Below are 19,081 nucleotides of genomic sequence, written 5' to 3' on the forward strand. Positions count from 1 at the left end.
TCGTTTTGACAGGAGTGAGCAAATAAATGAGTGAAGAGCAAATCGTGCAGGAAGAACCCGCGGCCGAGCCGGAGCAGATTCCTGCCGCTACCGAGACGGTCGGCGTGGAGCAACTGATCGCGCAGCTGGAGGCCGCCACGCAAAAGGCCGAAGAGAACTGGGACAAGCTGGTCCGCGCCCAGGCCGAAATGGAAAACCTGCGCCGCCGCACCGAAAAGGAACTGCAGAGTGCCCATAAATACGCGCTGGAAAAATTCGCCAAGGAATTGCTGGCCGTCGTGGACAGCCTCGAACTGGGCATACAGGCTGCCGCCGGCGACGCCCCCGAAGTGGCCAAGCTGCGCGAGGGCAACGAACTGACGCTCAAACAACTCCAAAGCGCCTTGGAAAGATTCAACGTGCTCCCGGTCGACCCGGCGGGGCAGAAATTCAATCCCGAACATCATCAAGCCATGGCGGTCGAGCCGACCGTCGGTGCCGAGCCCGGTACGGTGGTCAAGGTATTCCAGAAAGGTTATCTGCTGAACGACCGTTTGCTGCGCCCGGCCATGGTAGTGATCGCCCAGCCGCCGGCGGAAGACGTGCATCTCGACGAGCAGGCTTGAAAACAGGCCGGGGCCACCCCATAAAGCCGTCAGCGTTTATAACCGACACATCATACTGATTACTGGAGACATCTTAATGGCCAAAATTATCGGCATCGATCTGGGCACCACCAATTCCTGCGTGGCGGTCCTGGAAGGCGGCAAGGCTCGCGTCATCGAAAACAGCGAAGGTGCCCGCACCACTCCTTCTATCATCGCTTATTCGGGCGACGGCGAGGTCCTGGTGGGGCAGTCCGCCAAGCGCCAGGCCGTGACCAATCCCAAGAACACGCTGTTCGCCATCAAGCGCTTGATCGGCCGTCGCTTCAAGGACGACGTGGTACAGAAAGACATCAAGATGGTGCCTTACAAGATCACCGGCGCCGACAACGGCGACGCCTGGGTCGACGTCAACGGCAGGAAGATGGCGCCGCCGGAAATCTCGGCGCGTGTCTTGATGAAGTTGAAAAAGGACGCCGAAGCCTATTTGGGCGAGGAAGTCACCGAGGCGGTCATCACGGTTCCGGCCTACTTCAACGACTCCCAGCGCCAGGCCACCAAGGACGCGGGCCGCATCGCCGGTCTGGAAGTCAAGCGCATCATCAACGAACCGACGGCTTCGGCCCTGGCCTACGGCATGGACAAGAAGCGCGGCGACCAGAAGATCGCGGTCTACGACCTGGGCGGCGGAACCTTCGACATCTCCATCATCGAAATCGCCGAGGTCGACGGCGAGCACCAGTTCGAAGTGCTGTCCACCAACGGCGATACCTTCCTGGGCGGCGAAGACTTCGACCTGCGCATCATCGACTACCTGGCCGACGAGTTCAAAAAGGAGCAGGGCATCGACCTGCACAACGATTCGCTGGCCTTGCAGCGGCTGAAAGAGTCCGCCGAGAAGGCCAAGATCGAACTGTCCTCGTCGCAGCAGACCGAAATCAATCTGCCTTACATCACGGCGGACGCCAGCGGTCCCAAGCATTTGAACATCAAACTGACCCGCGCCAAGCTGGAAGCTTTGGTCGAGGACTTGATCGACCGGACCAAGGGTCCCTGCGTCACGGCCCTGAAAGACGCCGGCCTGAAGGCGTCGGAAATCGACGAGGTCATCCTGGTCGGTGGCCAGACCCGTATGCCCAAGGTGCAGGATTTCGTGAAGGAAATCTTCGGCAAGGAACCCCGCAAGGACGTCAACCCCGACGAAGCCGTCGCGCTGGGCGCGGCGATCCAGGCCGGCGTGCTGGGCGGCGAAGTCAAGGACGTGTTGCTGCTCGACGTTACTCCGCTGTCTTTGGGTATCGAGACCCTGGGCGGCGTGATGACCAAGCTGATCGAGAAGAACACCACCATCCCGACCAAGACCAGCCAGGTATTCTCGACCGCCGAGGACAACCAGTCGGCCGTGACCGTGCATGTGTTGCAAGGCGAGCGTGAAATAGCGTCCGGCAACAAATCGCTGGGCCGCTTCGACCTGAGCGATATCCCGCTGGCGCCGCGTGGTGTTCCGCAGATCGAGGTGACCTTCGACATCGACGCCAACGGCATCCTGCACGTCGGCGCCAAGGACAAGGCCACGGGCAAGGAAAACAAGATCGTCATCAAGGCCTCCAGCGGTCTTTCGGACGACGAGGTCCAGCGCATGATCAAGGAGGCCGAACTGCACGCGGAAGAAGACAAGAAGCTGCACGAACTGGTCAACGCGCGCAACCACGCCGATCAGGTCATACACGCGGCCAACAAGACGGTGCACGAGTTGGGCGACAAGGTGCACGGCGACGAAAAGGAAAAGATCGAATCCGCCATCAAGGAGCTGCAAGAGGTCGTCAAGGGTGACGACAAGGAAGCGATCGAGCGCAAGACCGAAGCCTTGACCGAAGTATCGGGTAAACTGGCCGAACGTCTTTATGCCCAGCAAAGTGGCGGCGACGCCCCGGGCGCCGACGGACCTTCAGCCGGAGCGTCCTCATCCGAGGAAAGCAAGGCAGGCGACGATGTGGTCGACGCCGAGTTCGAAGAAGTGAAAGACAACAAAAAATAGGCCGCCTGCGTAACCCAGGTTTTCCATCAACCCCCTGAATCAGCCGCGGACCCCGGTCCGCGGCGTATTACGTTATGGCCAAAGAAGATTATTACGAACTGCTGGGCGTGCCGCGCAACGCGAGCGATAGCGACATCAAGAAGAGCTTTCGCCGCTTGGCGATGAAATATCATCCCGACCGCAACACGGACAATCCGGACGCCGAGGAGAAGTTCAAGAAGATCAAGGAGGCCTACGAGGTTCTCTCGGATCAGAAGAAGCGCTCGGCCTACGACCAGTTCGGTCATGCCGGCGTCGATCCGTCCATGGGCGGCGCTGGAGGTTTCAGCGGCTTCGGCGGCGAGAGTTTCAGCGACATCTTCAGCGACGTCTTCGGTGACATCTTCAGTGGGGGCGGGGGGGCTCGCCGGCGCGGTCGCGCGCAGCGCGGCTCCGACCTGCGCTACAACCTCGATCTGAGCCTGGAAGAGGCGGTCGCGGGCGCCGAGGTCAAGATACGCGTGCCGACCTACGTGGGCTGTGACGAGTGCGGCGGCACCGGTGCCAAGAAAGGCAGCGGGCCTGTGACTTGCTCGACCTGCCACGGCCAGGGCGCGGTCCGCATGCAGCAAGGCTTTTTTTCGGTGCAGCAGACCTGTCCGTCCTGCCGCGGAACCGGCCAGCAGATCAAGGACCCCTGCCGCGCGTGCCATGGCCAGGGGCGGGTCCAGGACACCAAGACGCTATCGGTCAAGATTCCCGCGGGTGTCGACGCCGGTGACCGCATACGCCTGGCGGGCGAAGGCGAAGCCGGGGAGGGCGGAGGTCCGTCGGGTGACTTGTACGTGCAGGTCAATGTCAAGGAGCACCCGATATTCACCCGCGACGGCGCCAATCTTTACTGCGAAGTGCCCATCGGTTTTCCCACGGCCTGCCTGGGAGGCGACCTGGAGGTTCCGACGCTGGATGGCAAGGTGATGCTCAAGATTCCGCCGGAGACGCAGACCGGTCGCTCCTTCCGTCTGCGCGGCAAGGGCGTGAAACCGGTGCGCGGCGGCGCGGTCGGCGATTTGATTTGCCGGGTGCGCGTGGAAACGCCGGTCAATCTCTCGCGCGAACAGACCGATTTGATCCGCAAGCTCGACGAGTCGTTGAGCGGCGGCGGGAGCACGCACAGCCCGCAGGCCCATGGTTGGCTGGACGGGGTCAAGCAGTTCTTCGACAAGCTGGGCTTGTAGCCCGGCAATCGCATATTCCGAACGGGGAGGTGGAAACGCCTGTCCGCAACCGAGGGTAAAAATGATAAGAATCGGCATCGTGGGCGCGGCCGGGCGCATGGGGCAATCGCTGATCAAGGCCTGTGGCGAGGCGGAAGGCGTGGTTCTGGCGGCGGCCATCGAACGGGTCGACAGTCCCGCCATCGGCCGGGATGCCGGTGAAGTCGCGGGCCTCGCCCGTGGCGGCGTCACCGTGGTCGACGATCTGGCGGCGGTCATCGCGGACATCGACGTATTGATCGACTTCACCCGGCCCGAATCCACCCTGCGCCATCTAGAACTCTGTGTGCAAGCCGGCAAACGCCTGGTGATCGGCACCACCGGCTTCACCGACGAGCAAAAAGCAAGCATCGCCCAGGCCGCAGAAGCGGTAGGCGTGGTCCTCGCGCCCAACATGAGCGTAGGCGTCAATTTGTGCCTCAAGCTGCTGGATGTGGCGGCGCGCGTCATGGGCGATTACACCGACATCGAAATCGTCGAAGCGCATCATCGCCACAAGGTCGATGCACCGTCCGGAACCGCCCTGCGCATGGGAGAAGTGGTCGCCCGCGCGCTGGGCAGGGAGTTGAAGGACTGCGCGGTCTACGGCCGCGAGGGCATCACCGGCGAACGCGACCGTAAGACCATAGGTTTCGCGACGATACGCGCCGGCGACATCGTCGGCGAGCACACGGTGATGTTCGCCGACGAAGGCGAGCGTGTGGAGATCACGCACAAGGCTTCCAGCCGCACGACCTTCGCCAAGGGCGCGGTGCGCGCCGCCGGCTGGCTCATGGCGCGCGGACCGGGGTTATACGACATGCAGGACGTGCTCGGATTGAAGGACTAGCTCCGCCGAGCGGTGGGTCATGATGGGCCGTTGCAGAGTTTCACCATCCTAATTAGACCCCGCAACTGGAGCGCCATCTTGCCCCTGTCTAAGAAAGACATCGAGGCGCTATACCTCCAGCGGGTAAAGGGCCTACTGGTCGGCTTCCCTGATGGCGTCATCGTGCAGACCGAGGAGCCGGACTTCTTGGTGCAAGGCGAAAGCTTGACCATCGGAATCGAGCTCACTGAACTACATCGTGAGGCTCCGGCCGGAACGGTGCCTCTGCAGGCAGCAGAGGCGATGCGTAATCGAGTAGTTCGACGAGCACAGGAACTCTATACGGTTGCTGGTCTTCCTCCAATCCGATGCACAGTTTTTATACGCGAGCAGCACATCAAGAAGGATCAAGTTGAGGCTCTGGCTACTGCCGTCGCGAAGATTGCTGAGCGAAATCTTCCTGGTTCCAACCAGTCACGTAGCGAATCCTACGATTGGGTAAACCGTGCCTATTTTCCAGAAGTTCTTGATACAGTAACCGTACATCGACTCGATCAGATTACCGAGAACTTTTTCAGTTCGCCCGGATCGACCTGGGTTATTCCGCTTGCTGCGTCGGATATTGAGCGCGCCCTTTCGGCAAAGAACCCCAAGTACTCCGTGTACCGAGCGAAGTGCGATCAGGCTTGGCTGGTAATCAATGCCGACATCAGTACGATGTCTACTTGGTACAAGTTTGAGCGTTCAGTCATCGCCGGAAGGTTCAAGACGCCCTTCGATCGAGTCTTCCTTCTCCGCCATTTCGCGAGCGAACTTCACGAGCTTGATCTCACTCGTTGAGTAAATAGAAAGTAAACTGGGTCAGGTCTTGCCTTTTGCAGTCTCGGGAGCAGCTTATCTTGTGCATTGCCAACAAGTGGAATGCGGGAGCAAAAAGCAAGACTTTCCCCCTCGATTTATCTCAATGCCGTTTAGTTAAGAGCTGTTCCCGCTGGCTGAGAGGAGCCGAAGCCAGCCGCACGCCTGATTCGCTTCGACTTCGCTCAGCGGACGGATTAACTTAACAGTGTTGCGATTTATCCTGCGGCGCTTAATTCGCGCCCACCGGATCGATTACACCTTTGGCGCATTGGGCTTTGGGGTGCTGTGAGACATCCAAAACACTCTGCAGCTTGGTCGCGGGATCGAGAACGCCCTGTAAGTTGATCGAAATGCCGCTAATCAATGTGCGCGCTCCGTCTTTGGAGCATTCGATGGCCAACGCATTGGCCGAGCCCGGTCCAAAGCTTTGTTCAAAAGCGGTTTGCAGATCGGCGGTGGGTACTTCCTTGCCTACATGGGTTTCCACCAGGCGTTGAAGCTCCGAATTGTTAAGCTGGCTCAACAATGACTCGGCGGTTCGGAAATAAGCTTCCGGGCCGGTTCCAAAGCAGGTGCCATGCTTGATCCATTCATGACGCTGCAAATTGGATTGGGTGCCGGGCATGATTTTGTCCAGCTCGGCGCGAGCTTGGGGTGATAGGGGCGGCTCCGGCAGAGCGTCCCAATTGTGGTTGTCATCGTTGCGCTTATCGTTGGCCGATACCTTGCAGTAATAGTTCCCTTTGGGTTGAGGCCACAGGCCATGCAGGGTGAAGTGAGTCGCGTCGAAGCGGCTGTTGGTTTCCGTGGTGCATTCGTCCTTGTTTTGGCCAGCGCCGCTTTCGCAGAAGGCCGGTTGCCAACTGGCGCTCAACAGAAATTTGCCGGATTTGCTGCTTGCACCGGGTTCGCCCCCCGTCGGCGGTTGGTCGCCGCCGCCACTCACCGGGCCGTCACCCAGCTTGCCGCAGCTCAGTTTGACCCAGCGCTCTTCGGGATGGGCGCCGGCTATCCGCAACAGCACATAAGCTCCGCCAGGCTTGTTCAGATTGACGGCGGTGTAACTTGCTCCGGATTTTACGGTGACATGTCCCGGGTTATCGTTCGAGCGTAGGCTTTTGGTGGCGGGGCAGTTGTCGGTGGCATTGAAGTTGCCGAGATCGGCGAGCGCTGCGCCGGGAATTCCAGAAATGCAGGCCAAGACGACGCTCAAACCGATGATATGGACTCTAGCTTTCATGGTGTTTCTCCTCGTCGATTAACGGTGCTTGCTCGCCCAGGTCGAGACCGCGCATCTCACTCCGGACGATGATGGACGCAAGGGCAGTGGGTGCGACGTTGCAGTGCCGGCCGGATGGAGTCCGCCGCTGCACGGGCTTTCCTGTGGTTCGCCTCCCCACCTTTTCCTCCCGCTGGAAAAAAACCGGCATTCCTTTGTGGTACCGTAATGGCATGTCGATCCCGAAGAGAAATACGCCAATTCGACGTAGAGCGAACGCAAAGGGCGGCAACTGTTTTATCATGGGCAGACTTCAGTCGCTGCTTATGCGCGCGCCGAGAGATACTCAAGAAAAATCAATAGGATTGCCCATACATGACCTCACCTTCCCAGCCGAAGGCCGATAACTTCAAATACAACGATCCTTTCGCCGAGCGCGAAGCGCAGAAATACGAGCGCCCCATTCCCAGCCGGGAATTGATACTCGAGATCATCAAGGAGCAGGGCACGCCGCTGCACCTGGAAGAGCTGGCGCCGTTGCTGGGCCTGGATCACGAGGACGATGTCGAGTCGTTGCGTCGTCGTCTCAAGGCGATGGAACGGGATGGCCAGCTCCTGCGCAACCGGCGCGACCGCTATTGTTACGTCAACCACAAGGATCTGATCGCCGGCCGGGTCATCGGCCATCCCGACGGATTCGGTTTTCTGCGTCCCGACGAAGGGGGGGACGATTTGTTCATCCCGCCGACCGAAATGCGCATGCTGATGCACGAAGACCGCGCGGTGGTCAGCGTACGCGGCGTGGACCGGCGCGGACGGCGCGAGGCGGCGGTCATCGAGGTGTTGGAACACAACACCCTGCACCTGGTCGGCAAGCTCTACCGCGAGCGAGGCCTGGCCACCGTCACCCCCGACAACAAACACATCACCCACGACATCGTCATACCCGAGGAAGGGCTGGCCGGCGCCCAACTGGGACAGATCGTCGTCGTCGAGATCCTCGAATACCCCACCCGCCGGCGCGAACCGGTCGGGCGCATCGTCGAAGTGCTGGGCGACCACATGGCGCCCGGCATGGAAATCGAGATGTCGATACGCTCGCACGATTTGCCTTACGTCTGGCCCGATGAAGTCGAGCGCGAGATATCGGGGCTGGGACGCGAAGTGCCGGGAGAGGCCAAAGCCGGGCGCATCGACCTGCGCCATTTGCCGCTGGTGACCATAGACGGCGAGGACGCTCGGGATTTCGACGACGCCGTCTACTGCGAGCCGACTCCCAAGGGCTGGAAGCTTTACGTTGCCATCGCCGACGTGTCGCATTATGTGCGGCCCGGCACGGCATTGGACCGGGAGGCGCAGAAAAGAGGCACCTCGGTTTATTTTCCGGAACGGGTGATACCGATGCTGCCGGAAATACTCTCCAACGGATTGTGTTCCATCAATCCGGAGGAAGACCGGCTGTGCATGGTCTGCGAACTGCTCCTCAGCGCCGATGGCCGGACCAGCCGCTCCAAGTTCTATCCCGCCGTCATGCGCTCCCATGCCCGCCTGACCTATACCGAGGTCGCTCGCGTCCTGGTCGAGCGCGACGAAAAGCTGCGCGAGCAGCGCCAGGCGCTGATCCCGCATCTGGAAAACCTGTACAAGGTCTACCAGGTCTTGCGCACGGCGCGCGAAGAGCGCGGCGCGATCGATTTCGACACCCAGGAGTCGAAGATCGTATTCGGCAAGGACCGCAAGATCGAAGAGATCGTGCCGGTCGTACGCAACGACGCCCACCGCCTGATCGAGGAATGCATGCTGGCCGCCAACACCGCGGCCGCCAAATTCCTGGCCAAGGCCAAGTTGCCGCATCTGCTGCGCATCCACGAAGGGCCGTCGGACGAAAAGCTCACGGACCTGCGGACCTTCCTGGGCGAAGTGGGATTGCATCTGGGTGGAGGCGACGAGCCCGAACCCAAGCATTATTTTTCCCTGCTCGAGCAGATCAAGGACCGGGCGGATGCCCATCTGATTCAGACCGTCATGCTGCGTTCCCTGTCGCAAGCGGTCTACAGCCCGGAGAAGAAGGGCCATTTCGGCCTGGCGCTGGAGTCTTACACCCACTTCACCTCGCCGATCCGCCGCTATCCCGACCTGCTGGTGCACCGCGCCATCAAATATGCCTACGAGGAGCGGGCGCCGACGCTGTTCGGTTATTCGCAAAACGACATGGTATTGTTCGGCGAGCATTGCTCGGCCGCCGAGCGCCGTGCCGACGAAGCCACCCGCGATGTCGTGAGCTGGCTCAAGTGCGAATACATGCAGGACCGGCTGGGCGAGGAGTTCTTCGGCGTCATATCGTCCGTGACCTCGTTCGGTTTCTTCGTGGAACTGACCGATATCTTCGTGGAAGGCCTGGTGCACATCTCCACGCTGGACCGAGACTATTTCCATTACGATCCCATCGGCCATCGCCTGCAGGGCGAACGCAGCGGCGTCGTTTACCGCCTGGGCGACACGGTGCAGGTGATCGTGGCCCGTGTCGATCTGGACGAGCGCAAGATGGACTTCGAGCTGGTGAAAGCGAGCAACCGCGCAGAGAAAGCGAGCCGGACCGGCGAGGGGCATAAGCGCCGCCGCCGCAGCAGGAAATCATGAGCGGCCGCCGCCGCATCGTCGGTCTGCACGCGGTTCAGGCCGCGCTCGAACATACGCCGGACAAGGTCGTCACGGCCTGGCTGGACGTCCAGCGCGCCGACCAGCGTATCCTCAAATTGCGCACCGAGCTCGAGCGGCTGGGCGTTTCGGTTCAGGCGGCCCATCGCAAGCAACTGGACCAGTTGTCCGAGGGCCGCAATCACCAAGGCGCGATCGTCGAGGTGGAACTGCCGCGGGAGCTGGGCGAGTCCGCCTTGCGCGATGCGCTGGACAGCGCGGATAGCCGGGCGTTTTTTCTGGTGCTGGACCATGTGCAGGATCCCCACAATCTGGGGGCTTGTCTGCGCAGCGCCGACGCGGCCGGTGTGCAGGGCGTGATCGTGACCAAGGATCAGTCGGTCGGCATCACCCCGACCGTGAGCAAGATCGCCTCCGGCGCCGCCGAGACGGTCCCGCTTTACCAGGTCACCAACCTGGCCCGCGCCCTGGGCTGGCTCAAGGACGCCGGGATATGGCTGGCGGGCGCGGCGGGCGAGGCGGAGAAATCCGTGTACGAAACCGATCTGAACCTTCCGCTGGCCATCGTGGTCGGCGCGGAAGGCAAGGGCCTGCGCCGCCTGACCCGGGAAAGCTGCGATTTTCTGGTCAAGATCCCGATGCTGGGCCAGGTCGAAAGCCTCAACCTCTCCGTCGCCACCGGCATCCTGTTGTTCGAGGCGGTACGTCAGCGTTCCCGACGGTAGCAGGCCGATTGGTGTCCGCTTAGCCGGCTGGGCCAGTAGTCGCCTGGAAGTCTTCCGCGATAGCTAGGCCACTGCACGCCGGAGAGCCGATCTCCGGAGCCCCGGTACTCGATGCCATGACGATAGCGGCGGCGTTAGGCAAGCGTGCAACTCCCGCCGCGGTCGCAGAACATTCCCATCTGATCCTGAATCGGATAGGCAAGCCCGGCATAGTATCCCGGGTGGCGCGGGGCTTTACAATTCGTGTCGGCCTTGAAGTTCAAGCCTACGACATGGTCGTCGTCCCTCCCAACCGCGACCGACCCGGAGTCTCCACCGTCCACCCACGGTTCTTGGTTGTCGTTGCGAATGTAGATAGCGTTGCTGACCGCCCCGTCCATGCTGTTGTAATGCAGGAAACAGACGCGTCCGGTCGTGTACAAGGTGCTCGCACCGAACTTGTAGACGGTTTCATGCACACGCGGGAGCCTATTCACAACCAGACGGCGGTGCCCGGGCCAACCCGGCCGGTTGGGGACCTCGTTCACCCAGGAGCGCCCTTGATCCAACTGCACGATCGCGCAGTCGTGGGACGCGTCCTTGTATCCACCCGCGAAGGTGCCACAACTGAAGCCTGCGGCGGCTGCTTTGTTTGATGTGTCCGGTTGAATCACGGTGCCGTTACCTCCCCGAGCGGGATCCGCGACCATCACCACATGGTAGTTCGTGAGTAGGTACACGCCCCGCGGAATGGGAGGATGGACCTTCCCCGTCGTACGCACAAAGCATCCTAGGGTTCCGCAGACGGCCGGGTCCTCTTCGGCAGTGATTGCGAGCCCACTGAACATGCGCGCCGAGAAATGGTGAGGATCGGTGCCAACGTCGGCAAAGCAAAAGCTTTGCTCGATCACGTCGGTGCGTACGCCATCGAACTCCAGCGGAACACGATGCTCCGATCGCGGGCTCGCAGTTTTTTGCCCTACGAAAACCAGCAGCGCAATTTCACGCGTAGACTGCCCTTGGATTTCCTTGAAGCCCACGGCCGCCGCACTGACCCCCGGCACAGTAGCCAGCCAGTGTTTGTGTTTCTCGATTGTGGCCCCGGCAAGCTGAATGCGGAGATCTGTGGTTTCCATCGATCGCTCCTCAGTTATTCCTGATCCCACTTTGCCTTACATCGCTGCGCATTGATATGCGATCCATGAATGGGACGTTGGTCGAGACCAGGGCGCATCTTCCTCGCTGGGTGCGGCATGGTCAAGACCGATACTGTTGCGGCCATCGTTCCCCAGCATTCCCCTCGGTCGGCATGTCGTCCATGGCGGCGATTCACCGCTTCTTGCCGCTGGTCATCGTGGTCGGCGCGGAAGGCAAGGGCCTGCGCCGCCTGACGCGGGAAAGCTGCGACTTCCTGATCAAGATACCGATGCTGGGCCAGGTCGAAAGCCTCAACCTGTCGGTGGCGACGGGCATACTCCTCTTCGAGGCGGTGCGGCAGCGCCGGGCCTGTATCCTTCTCCGCGCCGCCGGCGCCTGGCTACGCGGCGGTGAAGATCAGAGTTCTTCGTCGTTTTTGTATTCGGTAAGGGCCTGCTCGACGATCTCGCGGCAGCGCAGCAGGCGTTCGTATTCCAATTTGTCGATCCGTATCGTCTCGCCGGAGGGCGTTTCTTCCACCGGGCCGGTGAATACCTGTGCCGCTTCGAACAAGGCCCGCTCCAGCTGGAATATGCGCTCGCTGGCCCGTTCGAGATAGGGCAGCGGATTGGCCTGGATATTGTGTTCGTGCAGGGCGTCCAGGGACAAAAGCTCCCGGAAGCGCCGAACCGTGTCGCGTTTCTTCTTGCCGAAATCGCGTTCGATGACCGTCATGACGATACTCGCTATAGAGGGATGGTCGAAGCCGCCGGAATCCGGCGGCACCCATGCTAGCCCGGGAGGCGGCCCTTCCACCCGGTGGCCGATGTGGGCCATGCGCCTATTTAGCTCGATGATCCGCGATTGTAAATAGCCGGTGATCAATGCCCGGCGAGGGAGCGATCCAGCGCGTCTATCAAGCCGCGGGGCGGGCGCGTGGCGTAGATGCCGGTGGCTCCCGTGTTGGTGGGGCTCATGCCGCGCAGGAACAGGTAATACACCCCGCCGTAATGTCGTTCGTAGTCGTAGTCCGCGCCGAGCCGCCAGCCCAGGTAACGATGCAGGGCCACGCTGTAGAGCAGGTATTGCAGATCATAGCGGTGCGCATTCATGGTCTCGCACAACTCGGGGTCGCTGCGGTAGGCGTCCAGGGTCGAGCCCAGGTGATTCGACTTGTAGTCGGCCAGGAAATAACGCCCTTCGTGTTCGAAGACCAGGTCGATGTAGCCGTGCATCACGCCGCGCGTGGGCTCGAAGCGCAGGGTAGGTGAGTCGGGGCGATAGTCGCCCAGACCGTGCAATATCCCCTGCAGCGTTTCGGGCCGCAGCTTCGCCGCGAGGGGATAGTGAAATTCCAGCTCGTTGAGCCGGCGGTCGTTGGGTAAGTCGCGCAATCTGAGGCCGCAGGGGAGTGGGGTGTCGAGCACTTCGTCCATCCAGCGTACGAGGGGCAGCAGCCAAAGGGCTTCGTCGTAGGCGTATTTGCGCAGGACACGGCTCGCTTCTTCGCTGTGGGCGTCCGATCCGGTCTGGGTGAAATCGAGCCGTTCCAGCAGTTCGTGCAGCATGCGGCCGGCCCGTTCGCCGCGCGGAAATCCCCAGCGGTCGGGGCGGCTTTCGACCTCCACCCATTCCGCCGGCTCGGCATCGTAGTCCGCCTCGCTCCGTCCCCGGGCGGTGAGGGCGCTGTAGCTGGCGATCCGCCAGTCCGTGTCGATGCGCCCCGTGAACGGGCGCGCTTTCAAGCTCTGGGATGCCGTCGCCCTTTTTTCGGTACGGGCGTGAGCGTCGGTGGGAAGGTCGGCCAGGGCGATGGCGCCCGCGCTGTCGAGCGCGAGTTTTTCCAGGCGCGCGCGGCGCGCCGGTTCGTCGAGCGCGGCGAAATGAGCCGGCGCTTCGCGCACCGGCTGCTCCATGCCGGGTGTTTGATAAAGCAGATAGGCGAGTGCACCGGTGCGCGCATCGCCGATATCGCCGAAGACCAGATAGCAGCGGTGCCGGGCGCGGGTGAGGGCGACGTAAAGCAGGCGCAGTTCCTCGGCCAGACGCTCCCGGTCGGCGAGTGCGTGATGGGCGTCCAAGGCGTCCGAGCCCAGTTCCAGGCAGAGCGCCCGAGTATCCTCCCGGTGAAAGACGAAGGGTGGTTTGCCCGCGTGCGGCCGGCCGTCCCATAGGCCGGGCAGAAAAACGACCGGGTATTCCAGCCCCTTGCTCTTGTGGACGGTGACGACCTTGACCAGGTTCTCGTCGCTTTCCAGGCGCAATTGCTGACCTTCGGCCGCGCCGTCGGGCTCGCGGCGGCGGTCGGCCAGCCAGCGCAACAGTCCTTCCATCCCGCGTCCCGATTCGGCCTGCAGCAGTTCGGACAAATGCAGGAGGTCGGTCAGACGCCGCTCTCCGGCCGTCCCGGCCAAAAGGCGTGAGGGAACCGCGTAATCGGCCAGCCACTCCTGAAACATGGCCATGTAGCCCTGGCGCAGCCAAAGCCGGTGGTAGCGCTGGAAATCCTCGCGGCGTTTTTCCCATTCGGATTCTTCCCGGGCCAGGCGCTGCAGATCCTGGGCATCCATGCCGATCAAGGCTCCGGCCAAGGCGAGCCGCATCAGGCCGGCGTCGAGTGGTTCGGCGACGGCGGCCAGCAGCGTTTGCAGCTCGCGCGCCTCTTCCGTCGCGAACACGCTCTCCTGGCTGAGGAATACCGACGCCGTGCCTCGCTGGGTCAGCGCCTGACGCAGGTCGGCCGCCTCGTAGCGGTTGCGCACCAGGATGGCGATGTCGCCGGCCCGCAGGGGCCGGTCGCCGATGCGCGTAGCCCCCGTCAGCAGCTCGACGATTTCGCCGGCCACCGCCTGAGCGATCGCAGTCCTGGCCTTGTCTTTGGAAACGGGGTTTTCCAACTTGCCGCGGGTGGCGTTGTCTTCGGTTTTGTGCAGGTACCACAGACACAGGGGCGCAGGCGACTGTCCGTCCTGAGTGTACGGTTCCCGGTCGGCCCGGCCCGAGGCTTTGACCGGATGGAAGTCGATTTCTCCGGGAAAGAGAAACGGCGCCGCCGCACCCGCAAAGACCTGGTTGACGGCCTCGACCAGGCGGGTGGACGAGCGCCAGTTGGTGTCCAGGGTGTAGTGCGAGCCGCCGGGGCCGGTGTCGCGCCGGGCCTGCATATAGGTGTAGATGTCACCGCCGCGGAAGCCGTAAATCGCCTGCTTGGGGTCGCCGATCATATACAGGCCGCAGTCCGGCGCGTCGGAATAGATGCGGTTGAACACTGCGTATTGCGCGGGATCGGTGTCCTGGAATTCGTCGATCAGCGCGACCGGATAACGCCGACGCAGGGTCTCCGCCATCACGTCGCCGCCGTCACCTTGCAGGGCGTCCAGCAGGCCGGCGATCAGATCGTCGAAAGCCAGGGCGTTTTGCGCCTGTTTACGCGACTGCAAATCCGCGCGGCACTCGTCGATCGCGTCGGACAACAGACGCTGCAGCCGGTGCTCGCACAGCTCGTTCAGGTCCCGGCAGGCGTCGAAAAAGGGATGGCGGGGCGCGACGGCGCCCTTTTTCCGCTTGGCGTCGGAGACCGCGCCTTCCAGGGTGGCCGGGAAAAACAGCTCGAAATGGGTTTCCGGGCGCGCATAGTCGCAAGGCTCGGCCCCTGCGTACGCGTCCATGGCGGCGTAGGCCGCTTCCAGCCGGTCCAGGCGGTAGCTCTTCTCCGCTCGGCCGAGGGCTTTGTCCTCGTTCAGCAGGGTCTTGATGGCTGCGGCCTGATCGGACCAAATCCGCAACAGGTGGGCGCGCGCCAACTGGTAGGCCTCGGGCGATACCGTTTCGGACGGGATGGCCGGCAGAATTTCGCAAGGCCGCGCCAGGTGCGGCCGGATTGCCGTATGCAGGGATGCCGGACCGGAATACGCCGTGCTGACCAGGCGGGCGAGGCCGGCGGCCTGGGCGGGATAAAACGTCCGCCGCCAGAAATCTTCCACGACGGCAGGCAGCAACTCGGCCTCGCTTTCGAGGAAGGTCGGGTCGAACGGCGCCCCGCTTTCCACCGCGCTTTCCTGCAACACCCGCTGGCAGAATCCGTGTATGGTGTAGACCGCCGCCTCGTCCATGCCCAGCAGCGCCGCTTTCAGGCGGGCCCGCACCAACGCCGGGTTCTCGCAACGGGCCAGCAGTTCGGAAATCGTATCTCCCGCCGGTATTTCCGCCCCGCTTTCCGAGCGGTGCAAGGTCTCCCGCAATACCTCGCGGATGCGCCCGCGCAACTCCCCGGCCGCCGCCCGAGTGAAGGTGACGACCAGGAGCTCGCGCACGTCCAGGCCGCGTTCGAGCAATAAGCGCAGATACAGACGGGCGATGGCGTAGGTCTTGCCGGTGCCGGCGCTGGCTTCGATGAGGCTGATGCCGCTCAGCGGCAAGGTCTTGATGTCCAGGGTTTGCATGGCTGATCGATGCGGATTGCGACGGGTGTGGCCGACTAGGGTGACCGGTTTCAGGGCGAGGAGGCGCTCAGCAGCGGGTCGTAGACCGTGAGGGCCAGGGTCTTGAACTCCGTCAGCGTAGCGCCGGAAAACGGGTCGCGTCCGCGAAAGGCCAGGGCGGTGGCGAGGTTTTCGCCTTCGCCCTGGCGATCGTTATAGGGATCGCCTTCCCATAGCTTATAGGCCGCCGCCACAGCCTCTTTCTCCGTCCGCTTCCGGTTGATCGCGTCGGCGTAGGCGTAGGAGGACTGCGGAAAAAACGCCGCCGGCGCATCCAGTCCGCTGCGGTACAGGCCGAGCAGTTCGACCAGGTGGATGCGGGCCGACTTCGGCTCCAAGGGCGGGAAGGCCAGCAGGGTATCCCGACTGACGAACAGGCTCCGGCACGGCTCGCGGCCTTCGCAGGCCAGTTGCGCGACCAGGTGTTGCAGCCAGAATTCCAGCCGGTCCTGAGGTCTCAGCCGGCCGACCCGGTAACCGAACAAGCCTGTGGGGCCGATGCGCATGGCGCGTGCCGAGAAAGTCAGATCGCCTACCCGCAGGGTCACCGGCGGGGTGGACTCGAAAGTCGGCGGCATCAGGGGCCGCAGTCGTTCGGCGAAATCCCCGGCTTCGGCCTCCAGGCTGCGGTATCCCAGTTCGCCGAACACGCCTTGCGGCAAGTCCCCTCTCGCCTTGTGGAGCCTAAGGGCCTCCGCTTCGTCGTAGGCGTCGACCAGCCGCTTTGCTACGGACTCCCCGGTCAACGCGTATCGGGTGAGCGGATCCAGCGCGAACGGTTCGCTGGTTTCCAGCACTTCCGTCTCGTCGTCGTAGCGCAGGTCGAGCCGGTGACGCAGGAAATGCGCGGCCGGGTTGCGGAAAAACCGGATCAGGGATTCCAGATCGATGTCCAGCAGGGCCGAATCGGGCGGTTCGGCGAGTGCGCCGGAGACGAAAGGCGCATAGGCCGCGCCGCGCTCGGCCCAAAGCGGTGCGTAACTGAACAAGTGTGGCTCGACGCCGCTGAAATAGCGCGGGCTGAAGGGTTGCAAGGGGTGCTCGACGATGAAGCCCAGCTCCCTGAGCTGGCCGATGCGGTCTTTGCCGTCGGCCTCGAACGGCAAGTCCAGGCGTTCGGCGATCAGCTCCTGCAATTCGCTGACCAGCACCGATGGCTGCAACTCGCTGTTGTCGCGCTGGCTGCGGCCGGCGTAGCTGATGTACAGCCGGCTGCGTGCCGAAAGCAGGGCCTCTAGGAACAGATAGCGGTCGTCCTCGCGGCGCGAACGGTCGCCGGGCTGCGGGTCGCGGGCGATCAGATCGAAGCCGGGGGTGTAGCGCCGGCGGGGATAATCCTGATCGTTCATGCCCAGCAGACAGACGACCTCGAACGGGATGCTGCGCATGGGCATGAGCGAGCAGAATGTGATGCGGCCGGTGAGAAAGCCTGTGGCCTGGTGCGGCTCGTCCAGATGGCCTTGCAGGAAGTCGGCGATGACCGCGCGGCCGATCTCGCCGGCAAATTCGGCGCTGGCGCTGATCTGGTTCAGCGCGTCCAGTGCGTCGAGCAGGATGGGCAGCGCGGCGTCTTCCTCCTCGCCCGGCCGGAAGAAGGCCTCGCGCAGCGCGTGCAATTCCTCTATCCACTGCGCGACCGACCGTTTGGCCGCGAGGCGGTGGCGGAATTCCTCCAGACGGTCGATGAACCGGACCAGACGCCCCAGCGCTTCCGCCTGCTGTCCCTCCACGTCGGGGTAGGGGGCGATATCCCGGCAGAGCTCGGTTTCCGGTGCAAGGGCGTAACCCATCAGCATGCGGTCCAGGCCGAAGCGCCAGGTATGCAGATCGTCCGCCGGAATTTTCCAGGCCTGTTTGTCCTTGCCGTCCAGCCCCCAGCGTATGCCGGTTTCCGCGATCCAGCGGCGCAGGGTTTCCAGGTCGTCGCCGTTCAGTTCGAAGCGCGCGGCCACCGCCGGCGTGGCGAGCAACTCGAACACCGCCGCCGCGTCCAGCCGGCTTTCGGGCAGTTCGAGCAGGCGCGGAAAGACATCCAGCAGGGTGTGTTCGCGCCGCGCCGCGCGGTCGGCGATGGCACAGGGCAGACGCGGCCCGGTTCCCCCCTCGCGGCCACCCCGCTCGCGCACCGCGAAGACCGCTTCCACCAGCGGGGCGTAGCGCTCGATCGCCGGCGTCATGACCACGATGTCGCCCGGCTTCAGTGCGGGATTCGCTTCCAGCAAGGCGAGCAATTGATCGTGCAGCACTTGCACCTCGCGCATGGCCCCGTGGCAGGCGTGAAAGCGGATGCTGTCGTCGTTCAGGAGTTCGGCCGGCGCGGGTTCGTTTTCCCGCAGATCCAGGATATCGCCCTGGACCAGGCGGAGCAGGCTGTCGTCGCCGGGTTCGACGAAATGCTCGCGTTCGTCCAGCTCGCGGTTGGCCGCGTAGATCAGGCGGATGAAGTCGCGGCCCTGCTTGCCCTGGGAGGCCAGCAGGGGATGGCCGATTTCCTGATGAAGGGCGCGGTCGGGCCGGTGGGCCAGCCAGCGCTCCAGCGTGCGGCGGTCCTCGATGTCGCCCCAGTATTGCCGGCAGGGATTAGGCAGGAAAACATGGATGTCGCACACCTCGCCCAGCCATTCCAGGACTTCCAGATAAGCCGGCGGCAGGCTGCTCAGGCCGAACACGCTGAGCCGGGGCGGCAACAGGCCGGGTTGGGGGGCCAGGTTCGCCAGGCGCTGGAACAGTCTCGCGCGGTGCGGCGCATCGCCGGTCTTTTGCACCAGTGCCCGCCACAGCGGCGCCTGCCAATCGCCGCTGTCTTCGCCGGCTTCCCAGGCCAGCAGCAGGGAGCCGCGGTAAAGCTGATACTGGTCGAACACGTCGGCGATCTGCCGGGCCAGGCGATAGCGGCGCAACTCGTCGCCCGGGTCTGCCAGGTAGTGGCGCAGGGGGGCGAAAGCGGCTTGCGGCAGCAGCTCCGGCAAGCGGTCGTAAATGCGCCAAACCAATACGTCCCGTTGATAGACGTCGGAAGCGCCGCCGATGTGGCGTTCGAATATTTCCCAGATGAAGGCGCCGGGCAGGGGAAACCGCACATGCGCCGCCACGCCCAGCCGGTCCGCCAGCCGCAGAGCAAGCCAGCGCGCCATGCCTCGGCTCTGGGTGATGACGACCTCGGCCTGCAGGGGCGGGGCCGGCTCTTCGGCCAGAAGTTGCGCCAGTTCGTCGGCCAGGTTTTCGAGCCGGTTGCCGTGGTGGAGGATGAGCATGTGCGGATGCGCGATGGATGCGTGAAATCCGGCCCATGGTAGCACCGCGAGCGAGCGGCCATGGATAAGGAGAAGCCTTAG

General features: G+C 63.1%; 13 protein-coding genes and 1 pseudogene. 8 read left to right on the top strand and 6 right to left on the bottom strand.

Translation table 11 applies throughout. The features are described 5' to 3' along the window. Window positions 1–26 precede the first annotated feature (26 nt). The 5 genes from grpE (at window position 27) to JWZ97_RS02360 (ending at window position 5,526) form a co-directional block, all read left to right on the top strand. Window positions 27–605: a nucleotide exchange factor GrpE gene (gene grpE / locus JWZ97_RS02340; protein WP_205433193.1), complete on the top strand. Its 579-nt coding sequence runs from the start codon at window positions 27–29 to the stop codon at window positions 603–605. A gap of 76 nt (window positions 606–681) precedes the next feature. Beyond that, complete coding sequence (gene dnaK / locus JWZ97_RS02345) at window positions 682–2,622, top strand: molecular chaperone DnaK (protein ID WP_205433194.1); 1,941 nt, start codon at window positions 682–684, stop codon at window positions 2,620–2,622. 74 nt (window positions 2,623–2,696) lie between these two features. Next, the gene (gene dnaJ / locus JWZ97_RS02350; RefSeq protein WP_205433195.1) at window positions 2,697–3,839 is read left to right on the top strand and encodes a molecular chaperone DnaJ; all 1,143 of its coding nucleotides are present in this window, start codon (window positions 2,697–2,699) and stop codon (window positions 3,837–3,839) included. 61 nt (window positions 3,840–3,900) lie between these two features. Beyond that, window positions 3,901–4,707, top strand: a complete 807-nt coding sequence (gene dapB, locus JWZ97_RS02355; RefSeq protein WP_205433196.1) for a 4-hydroxy-tetrahydrodipicolinate reductase — start codon at window positions 3,901–3,903, stop codon at window positions 4,705–4,707. 78 nt (window positions 4,708–4,785) lie between these two features. After that, window positions 4,786–5,526 carry a hypothetical protein gene (locus JWZ97_RS02360; protein WP_205433197.1) on the top strand — a complete coding sequence of 247 codons (741 nt, stop codon included), beginning with the start codon at window positions 4,786–4,788 and terminating at the stop codon, window positions 5,524–5,526. 250 nt (window positions 5,527–5,776) lie between these two features. On the opposite strand, the gene JWZ97_RS02365 is transcribed toward JWZ97_RS02360, so the two are convergent. Both JWZ97_RS02365 and JWZ97_RS02370 read right to left on the bottom strand, forming a co-directional pair. Then, window positions 5,777–6,787 (bottom strand): hypothetical protein, encoded by a 1,011-nt coding sequence (locus tag JWZ97_RS02365; protein ID WP_205433198.1) that lies wholly within the window; start codon window positions 6,785–6,787, stop codon window positions 5,777–5,779. Next, window positions 6,777–7,070, bottom strand: coding sequence for a hypothetical protein (locus tag JWZ97_RS02370; protein WP_205433199.1), 294 nt, complete (start codon window positions 7,068–7,070; stop codon window positions 6,777–6,779). The genes JWZ97_RS02365 and JWZ97_RS02370 overlap by 11 nt, the downstream gene beginning before the upstream one ends. A 71-nt stretch (window positions 7,071–7,141) precedes the next feature. Here JWZ97_RS02370 and rnr point away from each other — a divergent pair, with 71 nt between their 5' ends. Together rnr and rlmB are read left to right on the top strand one after the other, a co-directional pair. Then, the gene (gene rnr / locus JWZ97_RS02375) at window positions 7,142–9,406 is read left to right on the top strand and encodes a ribonuclease R (protein ID WP_205433200.1); all 2,265 of its coding nucleotides are present in this window, start codon (window positions 7,142–7,144) and stop codon (window positions 9,404–9,406) included. Then, a complete protein-coding gene (gene rlmB, locus JWZ97_RS02380) occupies window positions 9,403–10,149 on the top strand; it encodes a 23S rRNA (guanosine(2251)-2'-O)-methyltransferase RlmB (RefSeq protein WP_205433201.1) in 747 nt (248 codons plus the stop codon). The genes rnr and rlmB overlap by 4 nt, the downstream gene beginning before the upstream one ends. Window positions 10,150–10,283: 134 nt before the next feature. Here rlmB and JWZ97_RS02385 read toward each other — a convergent pair whose 3' ends face one another. Beyond that, window positions 10,284–11,264, bottom strand: a complete 981-nt coding sequence (locus tag JWZ97_RS02385) for a hypothetical protein (protein ID WP_205433202.1) — start codon at window positions 11,262–11,264, stop codon at window positions 10,284–10,286. 203 nt (window positions 11,265–11,467) lie between these two features. Between JWZ97_RS02385 and JWZ97_RS02390 the strand changes: the two are divergent. Further along, window positions 11,468–11,629: pseudogene (locus tag JWZ97_RS02390) on the top strand (TrmH family RNA methyltransferase); the annotation flags it as partial. Window positions 11,630–11,682: 53 nt separating this feature from the next. On the opposite strand, the gene JWZ97_RS02395 reads toward JWZ97_RS02390, so the two are convergent. From JWZ97_RS02395 to recC, 3 genes are read right to left on the bottom strand one after another with little or no spacing between them, the layout of a single operon-like run. Then, a complete protein-coding gene (locus JWZ97_RS02395) occupies window positions 11,683–12,102 on the bottom strand; it encodes a hypothetical protein (protein WP_205434734.1) in 420 nt (139 codons plus the stop codon). Between the two features lie 44 nt (window positions 12,103–12,146). Further along, window positions 12,147–15,707: an exodeoxyribonuclease V subunit beta gene (gene recB, locus JWZ97_RS02400; protein WP_205433203.1), complete on the bottom strand. Its 3,561-nt coding sequence runs from the start codon at window positions 15,705–15,707 to the stop codon at window positions 12,147–12,149. A gap of 50 nt (window positions 15,708–15,757) precedes the next feature. Next, window positions 15,758–19,000: an exodeoxyribonuclease V subunit gamma gene (recC, locus tag JWZ97_RS02405; RefSeq protein WP_205433204.1), complete on the bottom strand. Its 3,243-nt coding sequence runs from the start codon at window positions 18,998–19,000 to the stop codon at window positions 15,758–15,760. Window positions 19,001–19,081: the final 81 nt, after the last annotated feature.

This window comes from Methylococcus sp. EFPC2 (assembly GCF_016925495.1).
Lineage (GTDB): Bacteria > Pseudomonadota > Gammaproteobacteria > Methylococcales > Methylococcaceae > EFPC2.